Genomic DNA, 17268 nt, shown 5'->3' with positions numbered 1-17268 from the left:
ATACATTTATTTCTCTTAAAATTTTGCTAATTCATTGGCTTTTTTAGCCAAATTAACATCTTTATTAGTAATCCCTCCTGCATCATGAGTCGTTAAATCCATGGTGACACGATTATAAACATTAAACCATTCAGGATGATGGCCCATTGATTCAGCAACTAAAGCAACACTAGACATAAAACCAAAAGCTTCAACAAAGGACTTGAATTGAAACTGACGATGTAATTTACCCTCTTTTTCAGTCCAACCATCTAATTGTTTTAACGCGGTTTTTAATTCTTCAGACGATAATATTTTAAGATCGCTCATAGCTATTTCATGATTGACAATAGGAGATAGAGAAGCCTGAGAATTCAAGGGGAAAGTGCTACTAGCAATAAATAGAAACATTGCCATACATAAAAGCAAGATCACTCTAATTCCTTTCATACCTCATTCCTAACTTCTTATCATTCTTAGCTTAACAAAAATCAATTTCCGGAAAATTCACCCAGTTGGATGAGTCAATAAGGGGGAAGTATCAAACAGAAGATATCCCTTACACTAACTCCATCACCATAATACGGTACTATCATGGCTCTTACCCTAACCCAATGGCTGCATCCCCATTTTACCCGTAGTAAAGAACTTCAGATTACTCAATACAATCAAACTGAAGAAAACAACATTAAACATTCTATTAATAATAAGAACAAAGAAACTCCATCTTTAAGTTATTTAGATGATTATATTCATCAATTGTTTTAACCAATGACAGATAAACCTTCTACAATGACAGAAGGGGTGTAACAAGACTCTGTCCAACGGCAATCATTCCCTAGCGCAATGACTTCTTTCAGGGCAGTATAAACATTACCCGTTACCATTGTATCCTTAATTCTGCCCATAATTTTTCCCTGACTGACTCCATAACCTAAGTCAATATTAATCGAAAACTCCCCAGAAAGCTCTGCCCCTCCCCCTAACATTTGATCGACAATAATACCTCGATCTAATTGTTTAATTAACTCCTTAAAGTTATCGGTTCCAGGTTCAACAATTAAATTGACCAAACTAGGGGTAGGATAACGGCCTAAACTGGGACGAAACCCATTTCCTGTACTTTCTTTACCTAAAGCGTGTCCAATGGTGCGATCGCTGTAAAATTGTTCTAATTTTCCCTGAGTAATGAGGGCTAAATGTTGGGTAATGGTTCCTTCATCATCAAAAGGACAAGTGTAGGGTTCTCGATTTGGTTGTTGCGTAATGGTTAATTTTTCCGAGATTACCTTTTCCCCCAATTTATCACTCCAAGGAGAAGATTTTTCTAAGACAACTTTGCCATTGATTGCATCAGCAACCGTTCCCCATAACATAGCCGCAGCATTGGGAGTAAATAACACAGGAATACGGCCGGTCGGCGGTGACACATTGTTTTTCGCCCATTCTAACCGTTGTAAAATCTCTTTAACAACCCCATCAGTATTAATGTGATTGCGGGTTTGTTCTCCTTCATAAATGCCTAAAAAATCTTCTCCTCTGACCCATTCTAATCCCAGATAATAATTGATGGAAGTTTCACTATATTCGCAATGAAGCCCTTGAGAATTGATTAAACAAGTGACATCTTCTTCGCAAGAAAATTCACCGCTACAAATCGCTTCTGGGTAAGCTTCTCGTAATTGGGAAATCGCATTTTTTCCCGCTTCAACTAAAGTATTAACCGGAACAACTTGCCCAACATTCGGCTGAATATCAGTGCGCGGATCAGTTAATTCGATAGTTTCAGCACTGTTTAACTCAGATAAAGCGATCGCCTTTTCTACTAATTTTTGACTCTCCACTTCTCCATAAGCAACCGCTAACCCTGGACATCCTTCTTTCCAGAGACGTAAGGCCGTTCCTTCTGACTGAGAACTTTCTAATTGCTTGAGACGGTTGGCTTCAAAAAATACCGGATGAGAGAGGGAACGGGAATGATAAACTTCTGCCTGAGAAGCCCCCATTTTTAAAGCTAAATCAATCAATTCTTGTGCTTGTGTGGTCATATATCTAGTCGGTTTTGGCTCAACTGTCGGTTGGGTTGAACGAGAGTGAAACCCAACAAAACCCCTTGCTGTGTTGGGTTTGGTTTCCTTGGACTATCCCTCAGGACACTGCCTCAACCCAACCTACTACATTTTAGGGTTTATAAGCATTAACAACCCGTTGAACATAGGTTTTAGACGGATCACGATCGCAACCTTGATATTTTCCGGTCATCCACCAACAAGCGACTCCTTGCACAGACTTCATCTCGTTTTTCGTCGTCTGATATTGGCTATTTAATTCCCGTTTCACAATACAACTAACGGTCTTTTCCGCCGCTTTAGTATCCTTTTCAAACTGTTCGGGGGTCATTTCTTTCCCCACACATTGCTTTGTCCAACTAGGGATAATATTCGGTAGAACCTGCCAAGCACTATACATTCCATCATTGGCACGGTTAGGGGGTGCAGCTTGTTTCATGGCCTTGACCAAGGCATTGACTTGATTATCCTTGATTTGAGCCAGACTGGGTAAAGGAATTAAGCCAACGGTAGTGACTAAAGTGGTGATCAACAGAGTTTGAACGATTTTCATCCTTATATCCCAAACATTTCCATAAGTTTTTCTACTTTACAACTTCTCCCAAAATTTGGCACATTATTTTATTACCGATTGATAACGTGGTGTGAGATCCTAGAAATGGTTAATAGAATCCCCAGCAAAATCTAATTCAAAAGAACGTTTGTACTAAAAATAACGATAAATATGACATAATATTAATAAACTTAATCCTGAAAAACTATGCCACGAAAACGTTTAATTATTGAGATGGGAATGGGAATTGATCAACATGGTCAAGATCCTACTGTAGCAGCAGCGCGAGCCGTTCGCAATGCGATCGCACACAATGCGTTACCTGGAGTCTGGGAAGTGGCCGGTTTGAGTCATCCGAATGAGATGATTGTCGAGGTACAAGTGGCAGTTCCTTACCCTAAAAATGTCCGTCAAGATGAAGTTTTAGCCGTATTACCTTTTGGTCAAAAAAGTATTACGATAAAAGAGGGTGGCATGATAGTTCAAGGACGAGCTATCCCTGAATTAAATGATAAGAATGATGACATGATTATTGCCAATGCTGCGGTAACTGTGCTTATAGAAACACCCTAAATAATTATTGTAGGGTGGGTTAGGTGGAGATAACTGAAGAAACCAACCAACTAACTAATTAAATGTCCACCGTAACCCACCAAAATGTTTTTTATAGTTAAATTGTGAATAATTTATCTACTTCAAAATCAACGGATTGGTTAGCTTTAGTTATTGGTAATTCTCGTTTACATTGGGGATACTTTAAACAAAATAAATTACAATCTATTTGGGATAATGAGCATTTATCTAAACCCTTAATCACTCAAATCTTACCCCAAAATTTATTACTTCCTAACATCCCCAATAATTTACCCTTATATATCGCTTCTGTGGTTCCTTTTCAAACTAAATTATGGCAAACTTATCCTGAAACTCAAATCATTACTTTAGATAAAATTCCTCTTAACAATCTATATTCAACCATGGGAATTGATCGCGCTTTAGCATTGTTAGGTGCAGGACAAATCTATGGTTTTCCTTGTTTAGTTATAGATGCAGGAACCGCATTAACCTTAACAGGAGTTGATAGGGATCGCGCTTTAATGGGAGGAGCAATTTTACCAGGATTAAAATTACAATTTCAGTCATTAGCAACCAAAACTGCAGCGTTACCTAATGTTAGTTTATCTGAAACTTTACCCCTTCGTTGGTCAATCAATACTCCCGATGCCATTACCAGTGGAATTTTGTATACTATATTGGGGGGGATTAGAACATTTATTGATGATTGGTTAAATAATTATCCTAACAGTCCAATAATTCTAACAGGGGGAGATTCTCAACTATTATTAAACTATTTTAAACAAAAATACCCTGATATATCAGAAAATCTTAAGCAAGATAAAGATATAATTTTTTGGGGTATATTTTTTAGTTCTTACTGAGGTCAAACGATGCAAGTTGTAACCAGAAAATTTACTGTTAAAGAGTATCACAAAATGGCGAAAGTTGGCATTTTAACGCCAGAGGATAGGGTGGAATTAGTTCAAGGAGAAATTATTACCATGTCCCCAATTGGTTTAAAAAACGCTGCTTGTGTCAATCGTTTTAATCAATAATCAGCAAAAAGACATTAAGAGAATTTCTCCCTTAGCTTTTGCAGAAATTAGTCTAACGAGTCATGATATTTTGGGTTAATTCTATCAGGACAAGTAAAGGTCATCAGTTGTTTTGTCCTAGGATGAATAAAAGCAAGCTGATAAGCGTGAAGATAATAACCACAATCTCCAGGAACCGCTAATTTATCATTATCATTTATTTTAGGAATTCCCCCAATTGTATATAAAGGATCACCCAATAAAGGATAACCCATTGTTGCTAAATGAATTCTAATTTGATGGGGACGACCCGTTAATATTGTAACTTCTAAAAGAGTATTTTGATCCCTACGTTTTAGAACTTGACATTCACTATAAGCAAACTTTCCATCAGGAGTAGCAGCGTAAAGATAACCTAAGCTTGGATAGGGAATTTTACCAATAGGATGATCGATGATAAAATGATCAGGTAACTCGCTTTTTCCGATTAAAGTTCGGTAAACTTTACGAATTTGACGATCTCGCATTTGTTGCGTTAAATTAGAGCGAGCAAGAGGCGATCGCGCTATCAACATCAACCCTGATGTTCCCCTTCCTAAGCGATGAATCGGAACAGGTTTATCTTGAGGATATTGTTGTTGTAATTGCCATAATAAAGTATGTTCTAAAAATCCGCCTCCTGGTAACACAGGAAGTCCTGATGGTTTAGCAATAATGAGTAAATCTTGCTCCTCAGACAAGACTTCAAAAGATAAGGGAACATCAGGTTCTTTCCAAGGAGGACGATGATAGGTTAAATTCTGTCCAGTTTGTAAACAAGTATGAGGGTTAACAGGTTGATTATTCAGTAAAATTTGCTCAGATAAAATGCGTTTTAACCACTCCTCAGAACCCGAATGATGATAACGTTCTGTATAATATTCTAAGACAGTCAACCCTGCATCAATGGGGCGTACTTTATCTCGATAAATCCAACCTTGATTCATGAATTTTACTCTATCAGAGTCTAGCTATTTTATCTAAAAATATAGCCAAAATTTTTGCTCTTTTTCAGGTTATAGCGTTTCTTGGACTCATGAGGTACACCCTAGTTTATTCCCTGTTGCCTGTTGCCTGTTGCCTAAAACCAGAGAACTCTGTACCTCACAAGTATGAGACTTGCTATATATGATACAATGGGAGGAAGACTGTAGTTATATAGGAGCAAAAGAGAAATTTGAGACGAGCAAAAACAAGAAATAAGCCCGTTAAACCTTTTGAACAATCTGATCAATACCGAGTTAATCATAGAATTAAAGCGCAAGAAGTTAGAGTAATTAGTGAAGACGGACAACAACTCGGCATTCAATCCCTACAAGAAGCCCTTAGTTTAGCAGAACAAGCAGAATTAGACTTAGTAGAAGTTTCCCCGAATGCGTCTCCTGCTGTGTGTAAGATAATTGATTATGGCAAGTTTAAGTATCAATTACAGAAAAAAGAAGCCCAAGCGAAGAAAAACCGCACAGAAACCTCCGTTAAAGAATTGCAACTGAGATATTGCATAGATACAGGGGATTTAGATACCAAACTAAATCAGGCCCGCAAGTTTCTTAAGGATGGTTGTAAAGTCAAATTTTCCATGAGATTTCGAGGTCGGGAAAGGGCATTTATTCAACTTGGCCGCGAAAAATTGGAACAGATTGTCGAAAGACTGAGAGATGTGGCCAATTTAGAAGGAAATAGTAGTTACAGTGGTAATCAGCTACATATTTTCTTAGAACCCAACTAACAAACGGCCAGTAGAGACGTTTCATGAAACGTCTCTACAAGATAGCTGATTAGTAGCATTCTTTTTCCGATTGGGTTTAGTATGGTGCTACCCACCTTAACAATTTTGCCTTAATTCCCCAATTGTCTAACTATTTTTTAAGAATCACTCAGAACTTAACCTTGGCTAAGTTTATGCAGCTTCTAACCAATCAAAAATTTTTTCTAATTGACCTAAGTTAATTAGCCCATATTTCCATAGTTGCATCGGTAACTGGGAGGGAATGGCTTGGGTGTTACGTAAAGCAAGATGAACTTGTTCTGCGGGGATATCTAACTCGTCTTGCAAGAACATTACCAATTTTTCTAACATAATTCAACGTCTCCTAATATTTTCATCAATACGAACAGGGATCACGACGGAATCAGATTGTTGCTGAGACTGAATGCCTTTAACGGCCATCACAACTGCGGTAAAGGCGATGAGTTCGATGATGAGGTTACTCATAATTGGTTTCCCTGTGTAAACTTATATTAACTATTCTAATGTTTTTGTAAAAAAAAGGCAAGGACTCTTGCCATAATTAACGATCTCATGTTAAAACCTGGTTTACATCTAAGCTGGCACTTCTACCGTTTCCTTCCCTGCCAACTCAAAGGCTTGATGCACAGCTTTTAAGGCTTTGATCCCTTCTTCCTTGGGAACCACACAGCTAATTTTGATCTCTGAGGTGGCAATCATTTTAATGTTAATTTTTTGACTCGCTAAGGCATCAAAAAACTTAGCAGCGATCCCAGGTTGTCCCACCATTCCGGCCCCGACAATACTTACCTTAGCAATATCTTCATCAACCAGCACCTCATCAAAGCCATCAGAGAGACTATTTAAGGCCAAACAAGCCCCTTTTACATCCCCTTGGGCAACGGTAAAGGCAATGTCACGGGTGGGCATTCCTGCCACAATACGACAGCGTTGGGATTGAATAATAGTATCCACACTAATATTATGCTCTGCCAATACCCCAAAAATGCTGGCTGCCATGCCTGGGCGATCTTTCACATGACGGATGGCAATTTGGGCCTGCTTCATATCTAAGGCCACACCCCGAACCGGGGGAGACATAGCAACGGTTTTCGCTGTCACAGGGACAGGAGACAGATCCACATCAAAAGCGTTACAGAGGGCTTCAATCGCGCGATCACCGTCTTCTTGGTCGATGACACAACTGACTTTTACTTCCGAGGTAGCAATCATTTCAATATTAATATTAGCTTCTGCTAAAGTTTTAAACATTTTAGCTGCAATACCCGGCCGGCCAATCATTCCCGCCCCTGCGATCGCAATTTTGGCCACCCCTTTTTCTACGATCACCTCTGCTTCTTGGGGGTTGGCCGGGTAACTCCGTAGGGCCGGGGCGATCGCTTCGGCCACTGCTTCTGCTTTGGTTAACACATTTTTCACCACCGTAAAGGCGATATCATTACTATTGCCTTCGTGGATTGATTGAATAATCAGGTCTACATCTACTTTTTGATGGGCAATTTCCCCAAAGAGACGGGCCGCAATTCCAGGGTGATCGGGAACTCGTAATAAGGCAACTTTTGCCTGATCTCTGTCAAATTCTACCCCATCGACCGCTTTGGTAATTTCTAACCCTTCTAAGGATCTCGGTTTAGGAATGGGGGAAACCACAAGGGTTCCAGGTTGATCACTCCAACTGGATCGCACGACTAAGGAAACCCCATAATTTCGGGCAATTTCCACGGCCCTTGGATGCAATACTTTGGCCCCTAAACTTGCCAATTCTAGCATCTCATCACAGGTAATTTCTGCCATTAATTGAGCATCAGAGACGAGACGGGGGTCAGTGGTTAAAATACCAGGCACATCGGTGTAAATTTCGCAAAAATCGGCTTTTAAGGCGGCCGCGAGGGCAACGGCTGAGGTATCGGAACCCCCACGGCCCAGGGTCGTAATTTCTAAGTCATCGATGTTACTTATTCCTTGAAACCCCGCCACCACAACCACTTCTGAACGGTTAAGATGACGTTGAATGCGATCGGGTTTAATGGAGAGAATGCGGGCCCGACTATGTTCTGCTTCTGTGACAATGCCTACTTGGGCCCCCGTTAAGGAGATGGCCGGTTGTCCTATTTGTTGCAGGGCCATGGTCATTAGGGCAATGGATACCTGTTCTCCTGTGGAGAGTAACATATCCATCTCTCGTCGGGAGGGGTTTTCGGTAATTGCCTTGGCTAAACTGACTAAAGTATCGGTGGTTTTTCCCATCGCTGACACAACGACAACGACACTGTTACCGTTTTGGACTGTTTTATGAATGCGTTGGGCCACAGTTTGGATACGTTCCACTGAACCGACTGAGGTTCCCCCATACTTTTGAACGATTAGAGCCATAGGTGAAATAGAAGCAGAGATATCAATCATCTAACTTAGCAAAATTACTTAGGAATGTAGGCGCATTTGTTACATTTTTCTATATAAATTGGCTTTATCAACTATTCAGTAAAGTTTCACCTCTTTTACTGGTAATAATAATCTGGCGATCGCGTCCAAATAAAACTGAGCCAATGTTAACGTCAAAATCAACGTATTTATGGATATATTCCTGTGTCCGTTTATCAATAGTTTCCGCAAGAGATTCATAAATTTTTTCAGTCCAATTAGTTCCCATCTCTTGATCTAATTTTCTCAATTTTTGTAACCCATTTTCGGTGGTTTCGCAGGTAAAAAGTTGTTGTAGAATTGGGGTTGATAATCCTATTTTAGCCCCATGAGCGACTAATATTTCTCGTCTTCCATCGGCTAGATGATGATGAGTATGAAAGATTCCTCCTGCTAATTTAATTAATTTTCCGTGATAGCCAAAGAGTAGAATAGACTGGACTTTTTCTAGTCCTGCTGTGACTAATAATGGCCCTAACCAATTAGCTGTTTTAATTAATTGTTGAGGGTTAATACCCGATTTTTGGGCTAAGTCTAAGCCATTTTCTCCTAAACAAAAAACTACGGTGTCAAATTGTTTAGCTTTCTCTTTTAATTGTTGTTGATAAAGTTCTAATTGACTGGGTGCGCTTAAGGGTTGAGATATGCCACTTGTCCCTAATAAGGATAATCCCTCGACTACCCCAAATGCTTCATTAGAAGTTCGTTTTGCTAGTTTGCGTCCTTCCGGTAAAATAATAGTAATAATAATAGTTTCTTCAAGTTTAAGATGTTGTTTTAAATTATGATGTAATAGTTTTTTGGCATAAGAATAAATAGCATCTTTTTGATTATTATTAATTTGTTTACCAATTCCTTCACCCCCTTTGATGATAATTTGCTCATCAGTTTGACTATTTTTAACTATTTCAACTATGGCCCAAATCGGGGTATTTCTCGTTAAATCTAAGTTATCTCCTGGATCACTAATGGTAATTCCCAATGCAATATTTTCCTGGATTTTAGCTACTTGTTGAATAGGAATATTTACCGTTGCCGATGGTTCAATTAAATCGAGAGAAACTGTCTGATTAATCTCAATGTTATGGAGGCAATCTAAAGCAGCAATCCCAGCAGCACAAGCAAAGACAGGTAAAGTATAACCTGATCTGGGTTCAGCATTATTCATCATGATTAAGATTTATTTGTCTTTGTTTTTCTCTTTGTTTCGCTAACTTTTCAGGGGTTAAGTTTGCAAAGCAATGGGGACAGGATACCCCTTCTTCATATTGCAATGATAATTTATCTTCCTCGGAAATTGGATGACCACAGCCAAGACACATTTCATAACTTCCTCCCTCTAATTGATGTTTAATGGCTACCCTTTCATCAAAAACAAAACATTCTCCCTCCCATAAACTCTCTTCTGGGGGAACTTCTTCTAAATATTTCAAAATTCCTCCCTTCAGATGATATACTTCTGAAAATCCTGCTTTTAATAAAAATGAAGTCGCTTTTTCACAACGAATTCCACCCGTACAAAACATAGCAATTTTTTTGTGTTTTTGGGGATCTAAATTTTGTCGTACATAATCAGGAAACTCTCGAAAAGAATGGGTTTTAGGATTAATTGCACCCTGAAAACTGCCAATATCTACCTCATAAGTATTACGAGTATCAATGACCATAGTTTCATCATCACTAATTAACTGATTCCACTCTTTGGCATTAACATAAGTTCCTACCTGTTGACTGGGATCAATTTCTGGCATTCCCAAGGTAACAATTTCCTTTTTTAAACGCACTTTTATCCGTTCAAAAGGAAGCTGTTGAGCAGAAGAATATTTAACCTCTAAGTCAGCGAAACGGACATCATTGCACAAATAGTTAATAACTGCTTCAATATCATCAGAAGTTCCGGCGATCGTCCCGTTAATGCCCTCTTGGGATAACAAGATTGTGCCTTTTATTTGGTGATTTTGGCAATAGGCTAGTAAAGAAGCCTGTTTTTGGGCAAAGTCCGCTAAGGGGACGAACTTGTAAAAAGTGGCGACAGTATAGGGCATAGGAAAATTTTCAGAAAAATTCTTGCTTATTTCAGATGACTCTGTGTATAATGGTAAGAGTGAGTAAATTTCTGGGGGTTTAGCTCAGTTGGTAGAGCGCCTGCTTTGCAAGCAGGATGTCAGCGGTTCAAGTCCGCTAACCTCCATAACTAATCGTAATTTGTATCGGCAAAAAAAGGTATGAGGCGCACAAAATCATCTAGAGACGCGCCCCCCCTTATACCCTAACCCTAACTTATTCCTCGTCGTTTTCTTCCTCTTCATCTTTAGGATAGACAAAGCTGTTAGAACGTTCTGTCATGACAGACTTACCCAAGGATAGGGCTTTTTTAGCTTCTAAAGCTGCGGTGCGCTTCCAATGCGCTTTACGTTGATCGCGTTTGGTACTAGAAGTTTTCTTCTTAGGAACTGCCATCGGACTGATGCTCGAATATAGACAACCTTTCTATTGTAAGTCTTCTCACTAAATTTTGGTGAAGGAAAATTCCCTAAATAACATAAGAAAAAAATGGGAACGGTATCTATCCATCAACAGTCTGCTGAATAGAGAACATCCCCGAACCGACAATACAATAGCGTCAAATCATCAACAATGGCGTTGGGATATAAGAGGAGAAAACAGCCATTATGGAAAATTTTCGCGCTATCACGATGGGAATTGAAGAATATTTCCATTGGCAACCCCTAAAAGGCCCAGAGAATAACGCACAAGCTCTCTATTGCTATTTTTTCCAAGAAGCGAAACTCCCCTCCCGTCAATTACTCTTATTAACGGATACTTCCCCCTCTCCAGGAAAACGCTCAACCTATCCCAACCGAGAAAATATACTGGAATGGCTTAATGATAGTCCCCTAAAAGTTAAACATTGTTGGTTCTTTTTTCAAGGATATGGGGTTAATTATCAAGGAGAAGACTATTTATTGCCTATTGATAGTAACCCCCAAACCATCCCCCAAACAGGGATTAAAATGCGATCGCTGTTTGAAAAATTAAACGCCAGTAGTGAACAATTATTAGTGATCTTAGATCTACAAAATCCGTTTAAAGATGGCAAGTTAGGACAAATAACCCTAGAATTAGCCCAACAAAAGGGCATTTCTTTGATTTTTTCCTGTCGTTCCCCTGTCTATCAAACCATCAGTGCAGAAAAAGGCATCTTTATGACGGCTTTAATTGAAGCCTTGCGTTACTATGGTCATCATCTCACCCTGACTAAGTTAGATGCTTATCTACAAGAACGCTTAAACCCTATTCATCGGGCTAATTTTCCGACTATTGCACTCCCCATCATTATTAGCCCCAGTTTAACCGCCAGTCGTCAACCTTTGTTACCCCAACCCCAACCCCAAGAAAAAACTGATTATCAAGCCTTAACCGTTACTTTACAACAAAATTTGCACCAAACAACGGTTAATCAACCTATCACAACCCTAAACTTACCGATTTTACCAAAATCACCGATTCAAACTCAGTTTAAGTTTTCCTTACCCAGACAACAAAGCAAGGGCAATACAACCCAAGGTGATAATCAGCAAATAGTAACCCCCACCGTCAAAAAACAGGCAATCTTAACTAAAATCAAAGGCTTGCCCCAATGGTTGGGGTGGGGAGGGGTAATGCTCGTTTTAATCGGGTTATTCTGGCTGATACCCGGAAAAATCAGACAACAGCTAGATTTGGCTAATCAGGAGAAAATCGAGAAAAATCAACTTGTTTTAGACTATGCCAAAATCCCCTTAAGTCTATATCAAGCTTCGCGCTTAAATGAGTCTATTCAATTTGCCCGTCAAATTCAGCCCCATACGCCTTTATATGGGGACGCAAGACGAAATATTGCCCGTTGGAGTCAATTAATTCTCGATATTGCCCAAGGAAGAGCGACTCAGGGAGATTTTGGGGGCGCGATCGCTGCCGCGCAATTAGTGCCTAATGAGCATCAAACCCTTTATTTATCAGCCCAGCAGTCGATTAAACGTTGGCAAACCTTGAGTCAACAACAAGCGGATAATCAAGTCTTAATTGAGGCAGCTTTAGCCTTAGTGAAGCCAAACCAAGCATCTTCTTATAATCGGGCAATTACGACTTTAAAATATCTAAAAATGGGAGAACCTGGCTATAATACCGCGCAAAAGTTGATTGAACAATTGAGTCAACAAATTTATCAATTAGCCCAAACTAGGGCAAAACAAGGACAATTAAGCTTAGCTCTGAAAACGGCTCAATTTGTTCCCCAGGATAGTCAGGTTTACGAAAAAACACAACAGTCGATCAAACAGTGGCGACAGCAGTTGCCTCCCCGTTAACAGTTTTTTATGATATAAGAAGAAAGGATAAGCTTTAGACTTATTTAATTATTTTACCGACAAAAGTGTGTTACCGTCTATGAAATGTGTTGAGTCAGGAAAGTGTCGTTACGAAAACCCTGGTTCTTTTCTGTTAAAAAGTGGTGTTTTACAGGAGGCCAATTGAACAAAAATAAATGAGATCTAAGAAATAACCTGATCATAGTCTAGGTTTTTCTGATTTTTATAATCTGTTTTAAGATTAATGATTTTTCTTTTGACCTAAAATTTACACGCTTTTATCCTTCGCAAATTACCATAATTTGAGAGGTATTTCTGTGGGATAATTTCTGAGATTTTATCAGTCAAAAAAACCAAAATATTCAAGTAAACCAAGGGAAAATGTGACTGATAATACATCGCAATTTAGATAATTTAGATATCCTAGGAAAGACGAATGTATTAAACCCAGTTAAGAATCATGAATTAGGCACTAATCAGGATTATTAGCAGTCCATTTATCTGATTAGTTAGGGAAGATAAACACAATCATATTTAGTAACTCTCACTCACCAATATGAACTCTGAATCAATGAACAGCATACCTCAATTTGATTGGTCTGTTAACCAACATTCTCAGTCCGAAGTGGTTATTAAAACGATAGAGTCTGTAGAAGAAACACGCCAAGCTCTGCAACTGTTGCAGCAAAGAAGAGTCGTAATATTGATTTTAGAGAGGTTGAGTGTCCAACAAGCTCAGCGTGTGGTAGATTGGATGGCTGGTGGAACTTGTGCCATTGATGGTCAGACATTTTGGATTAGTGAAAAGACCTTTATGTTTGTGCCTAACCAAGTGGCAATTACTTCTAAACGTCCCTCATCTCCTTCAGTTTCCCCTTGCTTGAAACTGGGGAATAAGAAAGTAGAAACAAGAAAATAATAACAGTATGGGGTGTCTAGTCTGCACCCCAATATTATAACTAATTCTGGTTATAAACTAAATCTAATTGACCCTGATTATGAAGAACGAATTGATAGAAATCTTGCACAACACGCTCATAGTCTTCTCCGGCGATCACCCCCACATTATTATGATTAGCATTGGGGACTAAAAACAGCTTTTTCGGAACCGTTGCTGCTTTAAACAGTTTTTCACTCATGGAAGCGGGAACCGTGCGATCGCTAGTGCCATGAATTAAGAGTAAAGGAATCTGTAATAATCGTAATTTACTCAAAGAATCAAAGCGTTGATGTAAAATTAAATCCGCCGGAAAAAGTTGATAAAATGACCCTAAATAATCCATCATATCCCTCATGGAAGTGAAAGTATTTTCCACAATAATTCCCGCCGCTTGAGGTTTACGCACCCCTAAATCAATGGCTACTGCACCCCCTAAAGAATGACCATAGAGAAAGATATTTTGGGGTTTAATTTTCCGTTCTTCAATTAAATAATCCCAGGCAACTTGAGCATCTCGATAAACTTCTGATTCTGTGGGAAACTCACCCTGACTGCGGCCATAACCCCGATAATCAATAATTAAAACAGAAAATCCCGCTTCTTGAAAGGATTTGATGGGGCCTAAGTTATAACTAATATTACCCCCATTGCCATGCAAATATAATAAGACCTTTTGACTCGAAGAAGTGGCCCGAATCCACCAACCATGTAATTTTTCTACAGTGTCTTGGGGGGTTAAAACTGATAACCAGACATCCTCATAAGCTAATCCTAAATCAGCAGGGGTGGTTGTGATGGTAGAGACAGGTTTAAAAATGAGGCGATTTTGAGCAGCAACTAGGGCCAAACAGGCGCAGAGATAGGTGATCGCACCCATGCCTACACCACTTAGCAATCCTTTAAGTAAAAGATTGGTCATCATTGGGGCATTATCCTCAATCGGTTATCAATGATTATGGCTCATTGTTGCTAATTTACCAAAAATGTCAAGAAAATGGCTTGGGAGGAGTGAGGGAGTGAGGATATGAGGAGAAAGTTTTCCCATCACCCCGTCACCCTATTACTTTAAGGGAGGAATTTTAGTCTGCCAATCGCTAGATTTTTCATAAGCATAACCGACTTGAAATAATTTCCCTTCTTCAAGGACATTGCCGATGAGTTGTAACCCGATGGGTAAACCTTGTTTGTCGAACCCGCAAGGAATACTCATCCCTGGCAAACCTGCTAAATTAACAGGAATGGTCATTAAATCAGATAAATACATACTTAAGGGATCTGAAGTCTTTTCCCCTGCTTTAAACGCTGTGGTGGGGGTAGTGGGACAAACCAAGACATCTACCTTTTCAAAAGCAGCATCAAAATCATTTTTAATTAAGGTGCGAACTTTTTGGGCCTTGAGATAATAAGCATCATAATACCCTGCGGATAAAGCATAAGTTCCTAACATGATACGTCGTTTAACCTCGGTTCCAAACCCTTTAGCGCGGGTTTTGGTGTACATATCAATTAGGGTATCTGCATCCTCTCTAATGCCGTATTTTACCGCATCATAACGGGCTAAATTGGCAGATGCTTCTGAGGGGGCAATAATATAATAAGCAGGTAAACCGTAACGGAAACGGGGACAGGAAATCTTGTTAATTTTTGCCCCTAAACTCTTTAAGTGGGTGATCGCCTCATTAACCGCTTTTTCTACTACCCCATCCAATCCTTCCCCAAAGGTTTCCTCAATAACTCCAATCGTTAGCCCTTTTAAGGAGGGTTTCAGGAATTGGGTATAGTCGGGAATAGGAACATTTAAGCTGGTAGAATCTTTGGCATCGTACCCGGCGATCGCCCCTAATAAAATGGCTGCATCTTCTACATTACGGGCAAAGGGGCCAATTTGGTCTAAGGATGAAGCATAGGCCACTAAACCAAAGCGAGACACTAACCCATAGGTGGGTTTTAGCCCCACTACGCCACATAAAGCGGCTGGTTGACGAATTGATCCCCCTGTATCTGAGCCAAGGGCGACAACGCATTCTGAGGCAGCTACAGCAGCAGCAGAACCCCCAGATGAACCCCCAGGAACCCTAGATAAGTCCCAGGGGTTGGCGGTGACTTGATAACCGGAGTTTTCGGTGGAACTCCCCATGGCAAACTCATCTAAGTTGGTTTTGCCTACCATGACGGCTCCCGCGTCTTTTAATTTCTGGGTGACGGTAGACTCATAAGGAGGGACAAAATTTTCTAATATTCTTGATCCGCAGGTAGTGGTGATGCCTGTGGTACACATATTATCTTTAATACCGATGGGAATTCCGGCTAATAGCCCAATTTCTTCTTTAGCCGCGATTTTTTTATCGACTTGCTTGGCCATTTCTAGGGCAGAATCGGCAGTAATCTGTAAGAAGCTTTTGACTTTGGGGTCTACTTTTTTGATGCGTTCTAAGGCTTCTGTGGTAATTTCGACAGCAGAACGTTCTTTTTTGACTAATTGTTGATGGAGTTCGCGGATAGATGTCATGGTGTACTCTTTTCAATGATTGAAGGGATGAGAAGTCGGAAGTCCTAGGGGCGAACGGCCGTTCGCCCCTACAGAGGTCACTTCGGCGCAACCGCCTAAATATTATATGGTATGAAAACTCTTAGGCTAATTGCCTCTAGGGGTTTATCATTAACAAAGCAAGTATGCTATACAGAATAAGACAAAAAAACCATTGGGAAACGCTAAAATGTCTGCCCCTGAAGAACTCATTCCTGAGATCTCCCAACCCGTTGACGCTGAGTCTTCCTCAACCCCTGAACCTGAAGTAAGTCCCGTTCTATTTCAAGCGATCGGTACTCTCAAAGGTCAACCAGAACAAGATGAGGAAGGTAATTTCTTTATTCGTCTAGGGGGAAAACGTTATAAGTTATTTATTTCTGGTTATCGCTATCAAGCCTGGCTCAAACAAATCGCCAGTCATCCAGATCAAACCCTATTTCTGCGAGTTTATCCGAAATGCCTCATTATTCCTCGTCAAGATCCTCAAATTTACTTTCAAGTGGCTGCTTGGGAAGCAGAAAACCCCTGGGAAGAAGAACCTGGGATCTTTAAATTTAGAGGGGTCTGGCAATTTGTCCCTCAATTGAGAACCCCGGTGATTTCCGTCTATCGAAATCAGAATGCCAATGACCCCAAAGGTAAATTTAAGGCGGCCCATCTCCCTGTTTTGATGAGACGAGAAGATGAGGCTAAACCCTTTCGTTTTAACCCTAAAATGTCTAGGGAGGAATTACCCCCTCGTTGGTTTATTCAGGCTCATTTTAAGTTTATTCCCTCCCGCAATTGTTGGGGATGGGATGTGGATTTAGAACCCCCAACAGAAAAAATTCCCAGATACAAAAAACCAGTTAAAGCGATCGCCGATGGGAATCAACCACCGAAAGGAGACAAAAAACCCCCTATGAAAAACAATAAACCCACACAACCGATTAAAATTCAGAAAGTGGAAAAAAATAATTAAAAAAAAGCACGAGGATCTGGCTTTGAGTTCCATAACTTGGCCCGCAAAACTCAAACCAGTCCCAGATAAAAACCCTTTAGGGTTT

Annotated in this window: 20 protein-coding genes and 1 tRNA gene; 9 read left to right on the top strand and 12 right to left on the bottom strand. The window is 39.9% G+C overall.

What is annotated here, in order from left to right; translation table 11 throughout:
• Nucleotides 1–15: 15 nt before the first annotated feature.
• Nucleotides 16–429, bottom strand: a complete 414-nt coding sequence (locus VB715_RS03785) for a 4a-hydroxytetrahydrobiopterin dehydratase (protein WP_323299865.1) — start codon at nucleotides 427–429, stop codon at nucleotides 16–18.
• Nucleotides 430–573: 144 nt separating this feature from the next.
• On the opposite strand from VB715_RS03785, the gene VB715_RS03780 reads away from it, so the two are divergent.
• Nucleotides 574–747 (top strand): elongation factor G, encoded by a 174-nt coding sequence (locus VB715_RS03780; protein WP_323299864.1) that lies wholly within the window; start codon nucleotides 574–576, stop codon nucleotides 745–747.
• Here the strand turns inward: VB715_RS03780 and VB715_RS03775 are convergent.
• Nucleotides 744–2027: a TldD/PmbA family protein gene (locus tag VB715_RS03775; protein WP_323299863.1), complete on the bottom strand. Its 1284-nt coding sequence runs from the start codon at nucleotides 2025–2027 to the stop codon at nucleotides 744–746. The genes VB715_RS03780 and VB715_RS03775 overlap by 4 nt on opposite strands.
• Before the next feature lie 133 nt (nucleotides 2028–2160).
• A complete protein-coding gene (locus VB715_RS03770) occupies nucleotides 2161–2601 on the bottom strand; it encodes a hypothetical protein (protein WP_323299862.1) in 441 nt (146 codons plus the stop codon).
• Nucleotides 2602–2808: 207 nt separating this feature from the next.
• Between VB715_RS03770 and VB715_RS03765 the strand changes: the two genes are divergently transcribed.
• From VB715_RS03765 to VB715_RS03755, 3 genes are all read left to right on the top strand, one after another.
• The gene (locus tag VB715_RS03765) at nucleotides 2809–3174 is read left to right on the top strand and encodes a Lin0512 family protein (RefSeq protein ID WP_323299861.1); all 366 of its coding nucleotides are present in this window, start codon (nucleotides 2809–2811) and stop codon (nucleotides 3172–3174) included.
• 104 nt (nucleotides 3175–3278) lie between these two features.
• On the top strand, nucleotides 3279–4040 hold the full coding sequence (locus tag VB715_RS03760) for a pantothenate kinase (protein WP_323299860.1): 762 nt from the start codon (nucleotides 3279–3281) through the stop codon (nucleotides 4038–4040).
• 9 nt (nucleotides 4041–4049) lie between these two features.
• Nucleotides 4050–4214 (top strand): hypothetical protein, encoded by a 165-nt coding sequence (locus VB715_RS03755; RefSeq protein ID WP_323299859.1) that lies wholly within the window; start codon nucleotides 4050–4052, stop codon nucleotides 4212–4214.
• A gap of 47 nt (nucleotides 4215–4261) precedes the next feature.
• Here the strand turns inward: VB715_RS03755 and VB715_RS03750 are convergent, their stop codons facing one another.
• Nucleotides 4262–5179, bottom strand: a complete 918-nt coding sequence (locus tag VB715_RS03750; RefSeq protein ID WP_323299858.1) for an RluA family pseudouridine synthase — start codon at nucleotides 5177–5179, stop codon at nucleotides 4262–4264.
• Between the two features lie 230 nt (nucleotides 5180–5409).
• On the opposite strand from VB715_RS03750, the gene infC reads away from it, so the two are divergent.
• Nucleotides 5410–5961: a translation initiation factor IF-3 gene (infC, locus tag VB715_RS03745; RefSeq protein WP_323299857.1), complete on the top strand. Its 552-nt coding sequence runs from the start codon at nucleotides 5410–5412 to the stop codon at nucleotides 5959–5961.
• 171 nt (nucleotides 5962–6132) lie between these two features.
• Here the strand turns inward: infC and VB715_RS03740 are convergent, their stop codons facing one another.
• The 5 genes from VB715_RS03740 to VB715_RS03720 form a co-directional block, all read right to left on the bottom strand.
• Complete coding sequence (locus VB715_RS03740; protein WP_323299856.1) at nucleotides 6133–6312, bottom strand: DUF2949 domain-containing protein; 180 nt, start codon at nucleotides 6310–6312, stop codon at nucleotides 6133–6135.
• Between the two features lie 3 nt (nucleotides 6313–6315).
• Nucleotides 6316–6447, bottom strand: coding sequence for a hypothetical protein (locus tag VB715_RS03735; protein ID WP_323299855.1), 132 nt, complete (start codon nucleotides 6445–6447; stop codon nucleotides 6316–6318).
• Between the two features lie 108 nt (nucleotides 6448–6555).
• Nucleotides 6556–8355, bottom strand: a complete 1800-nt coding sequence (locus tag VB715_RS03730) for an aspartate kinase (protein WP_323299854.1) — start codon at nucleotides 8353–8355, stop codon at nucleotides 6556–6558.
• Nucleotides 8356–8452: 97 nt separating this feature from the next.
• The gene (cbiD, locus tag VB715_RS03725) at nucleotides 8453–9571 is read right to left on the bottom strand and encodes a cobalt-precorrin-5B (C(1))-methyltransferase CbiD (protein ID WP_323300181.1); all 1119 of its coding nucleotides are present in this window, start codon (nucleotides 9569–9571) and stop codon (nucleotides 8453–8455) included.
• The gene (locus VB715_RS03720; protein ID WP_323299853.1) at nucleotides 9564–10448 is read right to left on the bottom strand and encodes a rhodanese-related sulfurtransferase; all 885 of its coding nucleotides are present in this window, start codon (nucleotides 10446–10448) and stop codon (nucleotides 9564–9566) included. Before VB715_RS03720 ends, cbiD begins: the two co-directional genes overlap by 8 nt.
• A gap of 73 nt (nucleotides 10449–10521) precedes the next feature.
• On the opposite strand from VB715_RS03720, the gene VB715_RS03715 reads away from it, so the two are divergent.
• Nucleotides 10522–10594: transfer RNA gene (locus VB715_RS03715), tRNA-Ala, on the top strand.
• Nucleotides 10595–10683: 89 nt separating this feature from the next.
• Here VB715_RS03715 and rpmF read toward each other — a convergent pair.
• Complete coding sequence (gene rpmF / locus VB715_RS03710) at nucleotides 10684–10863, bottom strand: 50S ribosomal protein L32 (RefSeq protein WP_323299852.1); 180 nt, start codon at nucleotides 10861–10863, stop codon at nucleotides 10684–10686.
• Between the two features lie 212 nt (nucleotides 10864–11075).
• Between rpmF and VB715_RS03705 the strand changes: the two genes are divergently transcribed.
• Together VB715_RS03705 and VB715_RS03700 are read left to right on the top strand one after the other, a co-directional pair.
• Entirely contained in the window at nucleotides 11076–12752 is a 1677-nt protein-coding gene (locus VB715_RS03705; RefSeq protein WP_323299851.1) for a caspase family protein, read from the top strand.
• 556 nt (nucleotides 12753–13308) lie between these two features.
• Nucleotides 13309–13671 carry a cell division protein SepF gene (locus VB715_RS03700; RefSeq protein ID WP_323299850.1) on the top strand — a complete coding sequence of 121 codons (363 nt, stop codon included), beginning with the start codon at nucleotides 13309–13311 and terminating at the stop codon, nucleotides 13669–13671.
• Nucleotides 13672–13711: 40 nt separating this feature from the next.
• On the opposite strand, the gene VB715_RS03695 is transcribed toward VB715_RS03700, so the two are convergent.
• The gene (locus VB715_RS03695) at nucleotides 13712–14614 is read right to left on the bottom strand and encodes an alpha/beta hydrolase (RefSeq protein ID WP_323299849.1); all 903 of its coding nucleotides are present in this window, start codon (nucleotides 14612–14614) and stop codon (nucleotides 13712–13714) included.
• Between the two features lie 138 nt (nucleotides 14615–14752).
• Nucleotides 14753–16201: an Asp-tRNA(Asn)/Glu-tRNA(Gln) amidotransferase subunit GatA gene (gene gatA, locus VB715_RS03690; protein WP_323299848.1), complete on the bottom strand. Its 1449-nt coding sequence runs from the start codon at nucleotides 16199–16201 to the stop codon at nucleotides 14753–14755.
• Between the two features lie 208 nt (nucleotides 16202–16409).
• Here gatA and VB715_RS03685 point away from each other — a divergent pair, with 208 nt between their 5' ends.
• Nucleotides 16410–17183: a hypothetical protein gene (locus tag VB715_RS03685; RefSeq protein WP_323299847.1), complete on the top strand. Its 774-nt coding sequence runs from the start codon at nucleotides 16410–16412 to the stop codon at nucleotides 17181–17183.
• The last annotated feature ends 85 nt before the right edge of the window (nucleotides 17184–17268 follow it).

Source organism: Crocosphaera sp. UHCC 0190, from assembly GCF_034932065.1.
Classification (GTDB): Bacteria; Cyanobacteriota; Cyanobacteriia; order Cyanobacteriales; family Microcystaceae; genus UHCC-0190.
Note: the sequence above shows the minus strand (reverse complement) of the source record. Positions and strands in the feature narration are given on the sequence as shown.

What these genes read in the sequence shown, in the direction of transcription:
- VB715_RS03775 (WP_323299863.1), bottom strand. Translation starts at nt 2,027, where the DNA reads ATGACCACACAAGCACAAGAATTGATTGATTTAGCTTTAAAAATGGGG.
- VB715_RS03700 (WP_323299850.1), top strand. Translation starts at nt 13,309, where the DNA reads ATGAACTCTGAATCAATGAACAGCATACCTCAATTTGATTGGTCTGTT.
- VB715_RS03785 (WP_323299865.1), bottom strand. Translation starts at nt 429, where the DNA reads ATGAAAGGAATTAGAGTGATCTTGCTTTTATGTATGGCAATGTTTCTA.
- VB715_RS03735 (WP_323299855.1), bottom strand. Translation starts at nt 6,447, where the DNA reads ATGAGTAACCTCATCATCGAACTCATCGCCTTTACCGCAGTTGTGATG.
- cbiD (WP_323300181.1), bottom strand. Translation starts at nt 9,571, where the DNA reads ATGAATAATGCTGAACCCAGATCAGGTTATACTTTACCTGTCTTTGCT.
- VB715_RS03740 (WP_323299856.1), bottom strand. Translation starts at nt 6,312, where the DNA reads ATGTTAGAAAAATTGGTAATGTTCTTGCAAGACGAGTTAGATATCCCC.
- VB715_RS03755 (WP_323299859.1), top strand. Translation starts at nt 4,050, where the DNA reads ATGCAAGTTGTAACCAGAAAATTTACTGTTAAAGAGTATCACAAAATG.
- VB715_RS03730 (WP_323299854.1), bottom strand. Translation starts at nt 8,355, where the DNA reads ATGGCTCTAATCGTTCAAAAGTATGGGGGAACCTCAGTCGGTTCAGTG.
- VB715_RS03685 (WP_323299847.1), top strand. Translation starts at nt 16,410, where the DNA reads ATGTCTGCCCCTGAAGAACTCATTCCTGAGATCTCCCAACCCGTTGAC.
- VB715_RS03770 (WP_323299862.1), bottom strand. Translation starts at nt 2,601, where the DNA reads ATGAAAATCGTTCAAACTCTGTTGATCACCACTTTAGTCACTACCGTT.
- VB715_RS03705 (WP_323299851.1), top strand. Translation starts at nt 11,076, where the DNA reads ATGGAAAATTTTCGCGCTATCACGATGGGAATTGAAGAATATTTCCAT.
- VB715_RS03765 (WP_323299861.1), top strand. Translation starts at nt 2,809, where the DNA reads ATGCCACGAAAACGTTTAATTATTGAGATGGGAATGGGAATTGATCAA.
- gatA (WP_323299848.1), bottom strand. Translation starts at nt 16,201, where the DNA reads ATGACATCTATCCGCGAACTCCATCAACAATTAGTCAAAAAAGAACGT.
- VB715_RS03750 (WP_323299858.1), bottom strand. Translation starts at nt 5,179, where the DNA reads ATGAATCAAGGTTGGATTTATCGAGATAAAGTACGCCCCATTGATGCA.
- rpmF (WP_323299852.1), bottom strand. Translation starts at nt 10,863, where the DNA reads ATGGCAGTTCCTAAGAAGAAAACTTCTAGTACCAAACGCGATCAACGT.
- VB715_RS03695 (WP_323299849.1), bottom strand. Translation starts at nt 14,614, where the DNA reads ATGATGACCAATCTTTTACTTAAAGGATTGCTAAGTGGTGTAGGCATG.
- VB715_RS03780 (WP_323299864.1), top strand. Translation starts at nt 574, where the DNA reads ATGGCTCTTACCCTAACCCAATGGCTGCATCCCCATTTTACCCGTAGT.
- VB715_RS03720 (WP_323299853.1), bottom strand. Translation starts at nt 10,448, where the DNA reads ATGCCCTATACTGTCGCCACTTTTTACAAGTTCGTCCCCTTAGCGGAC.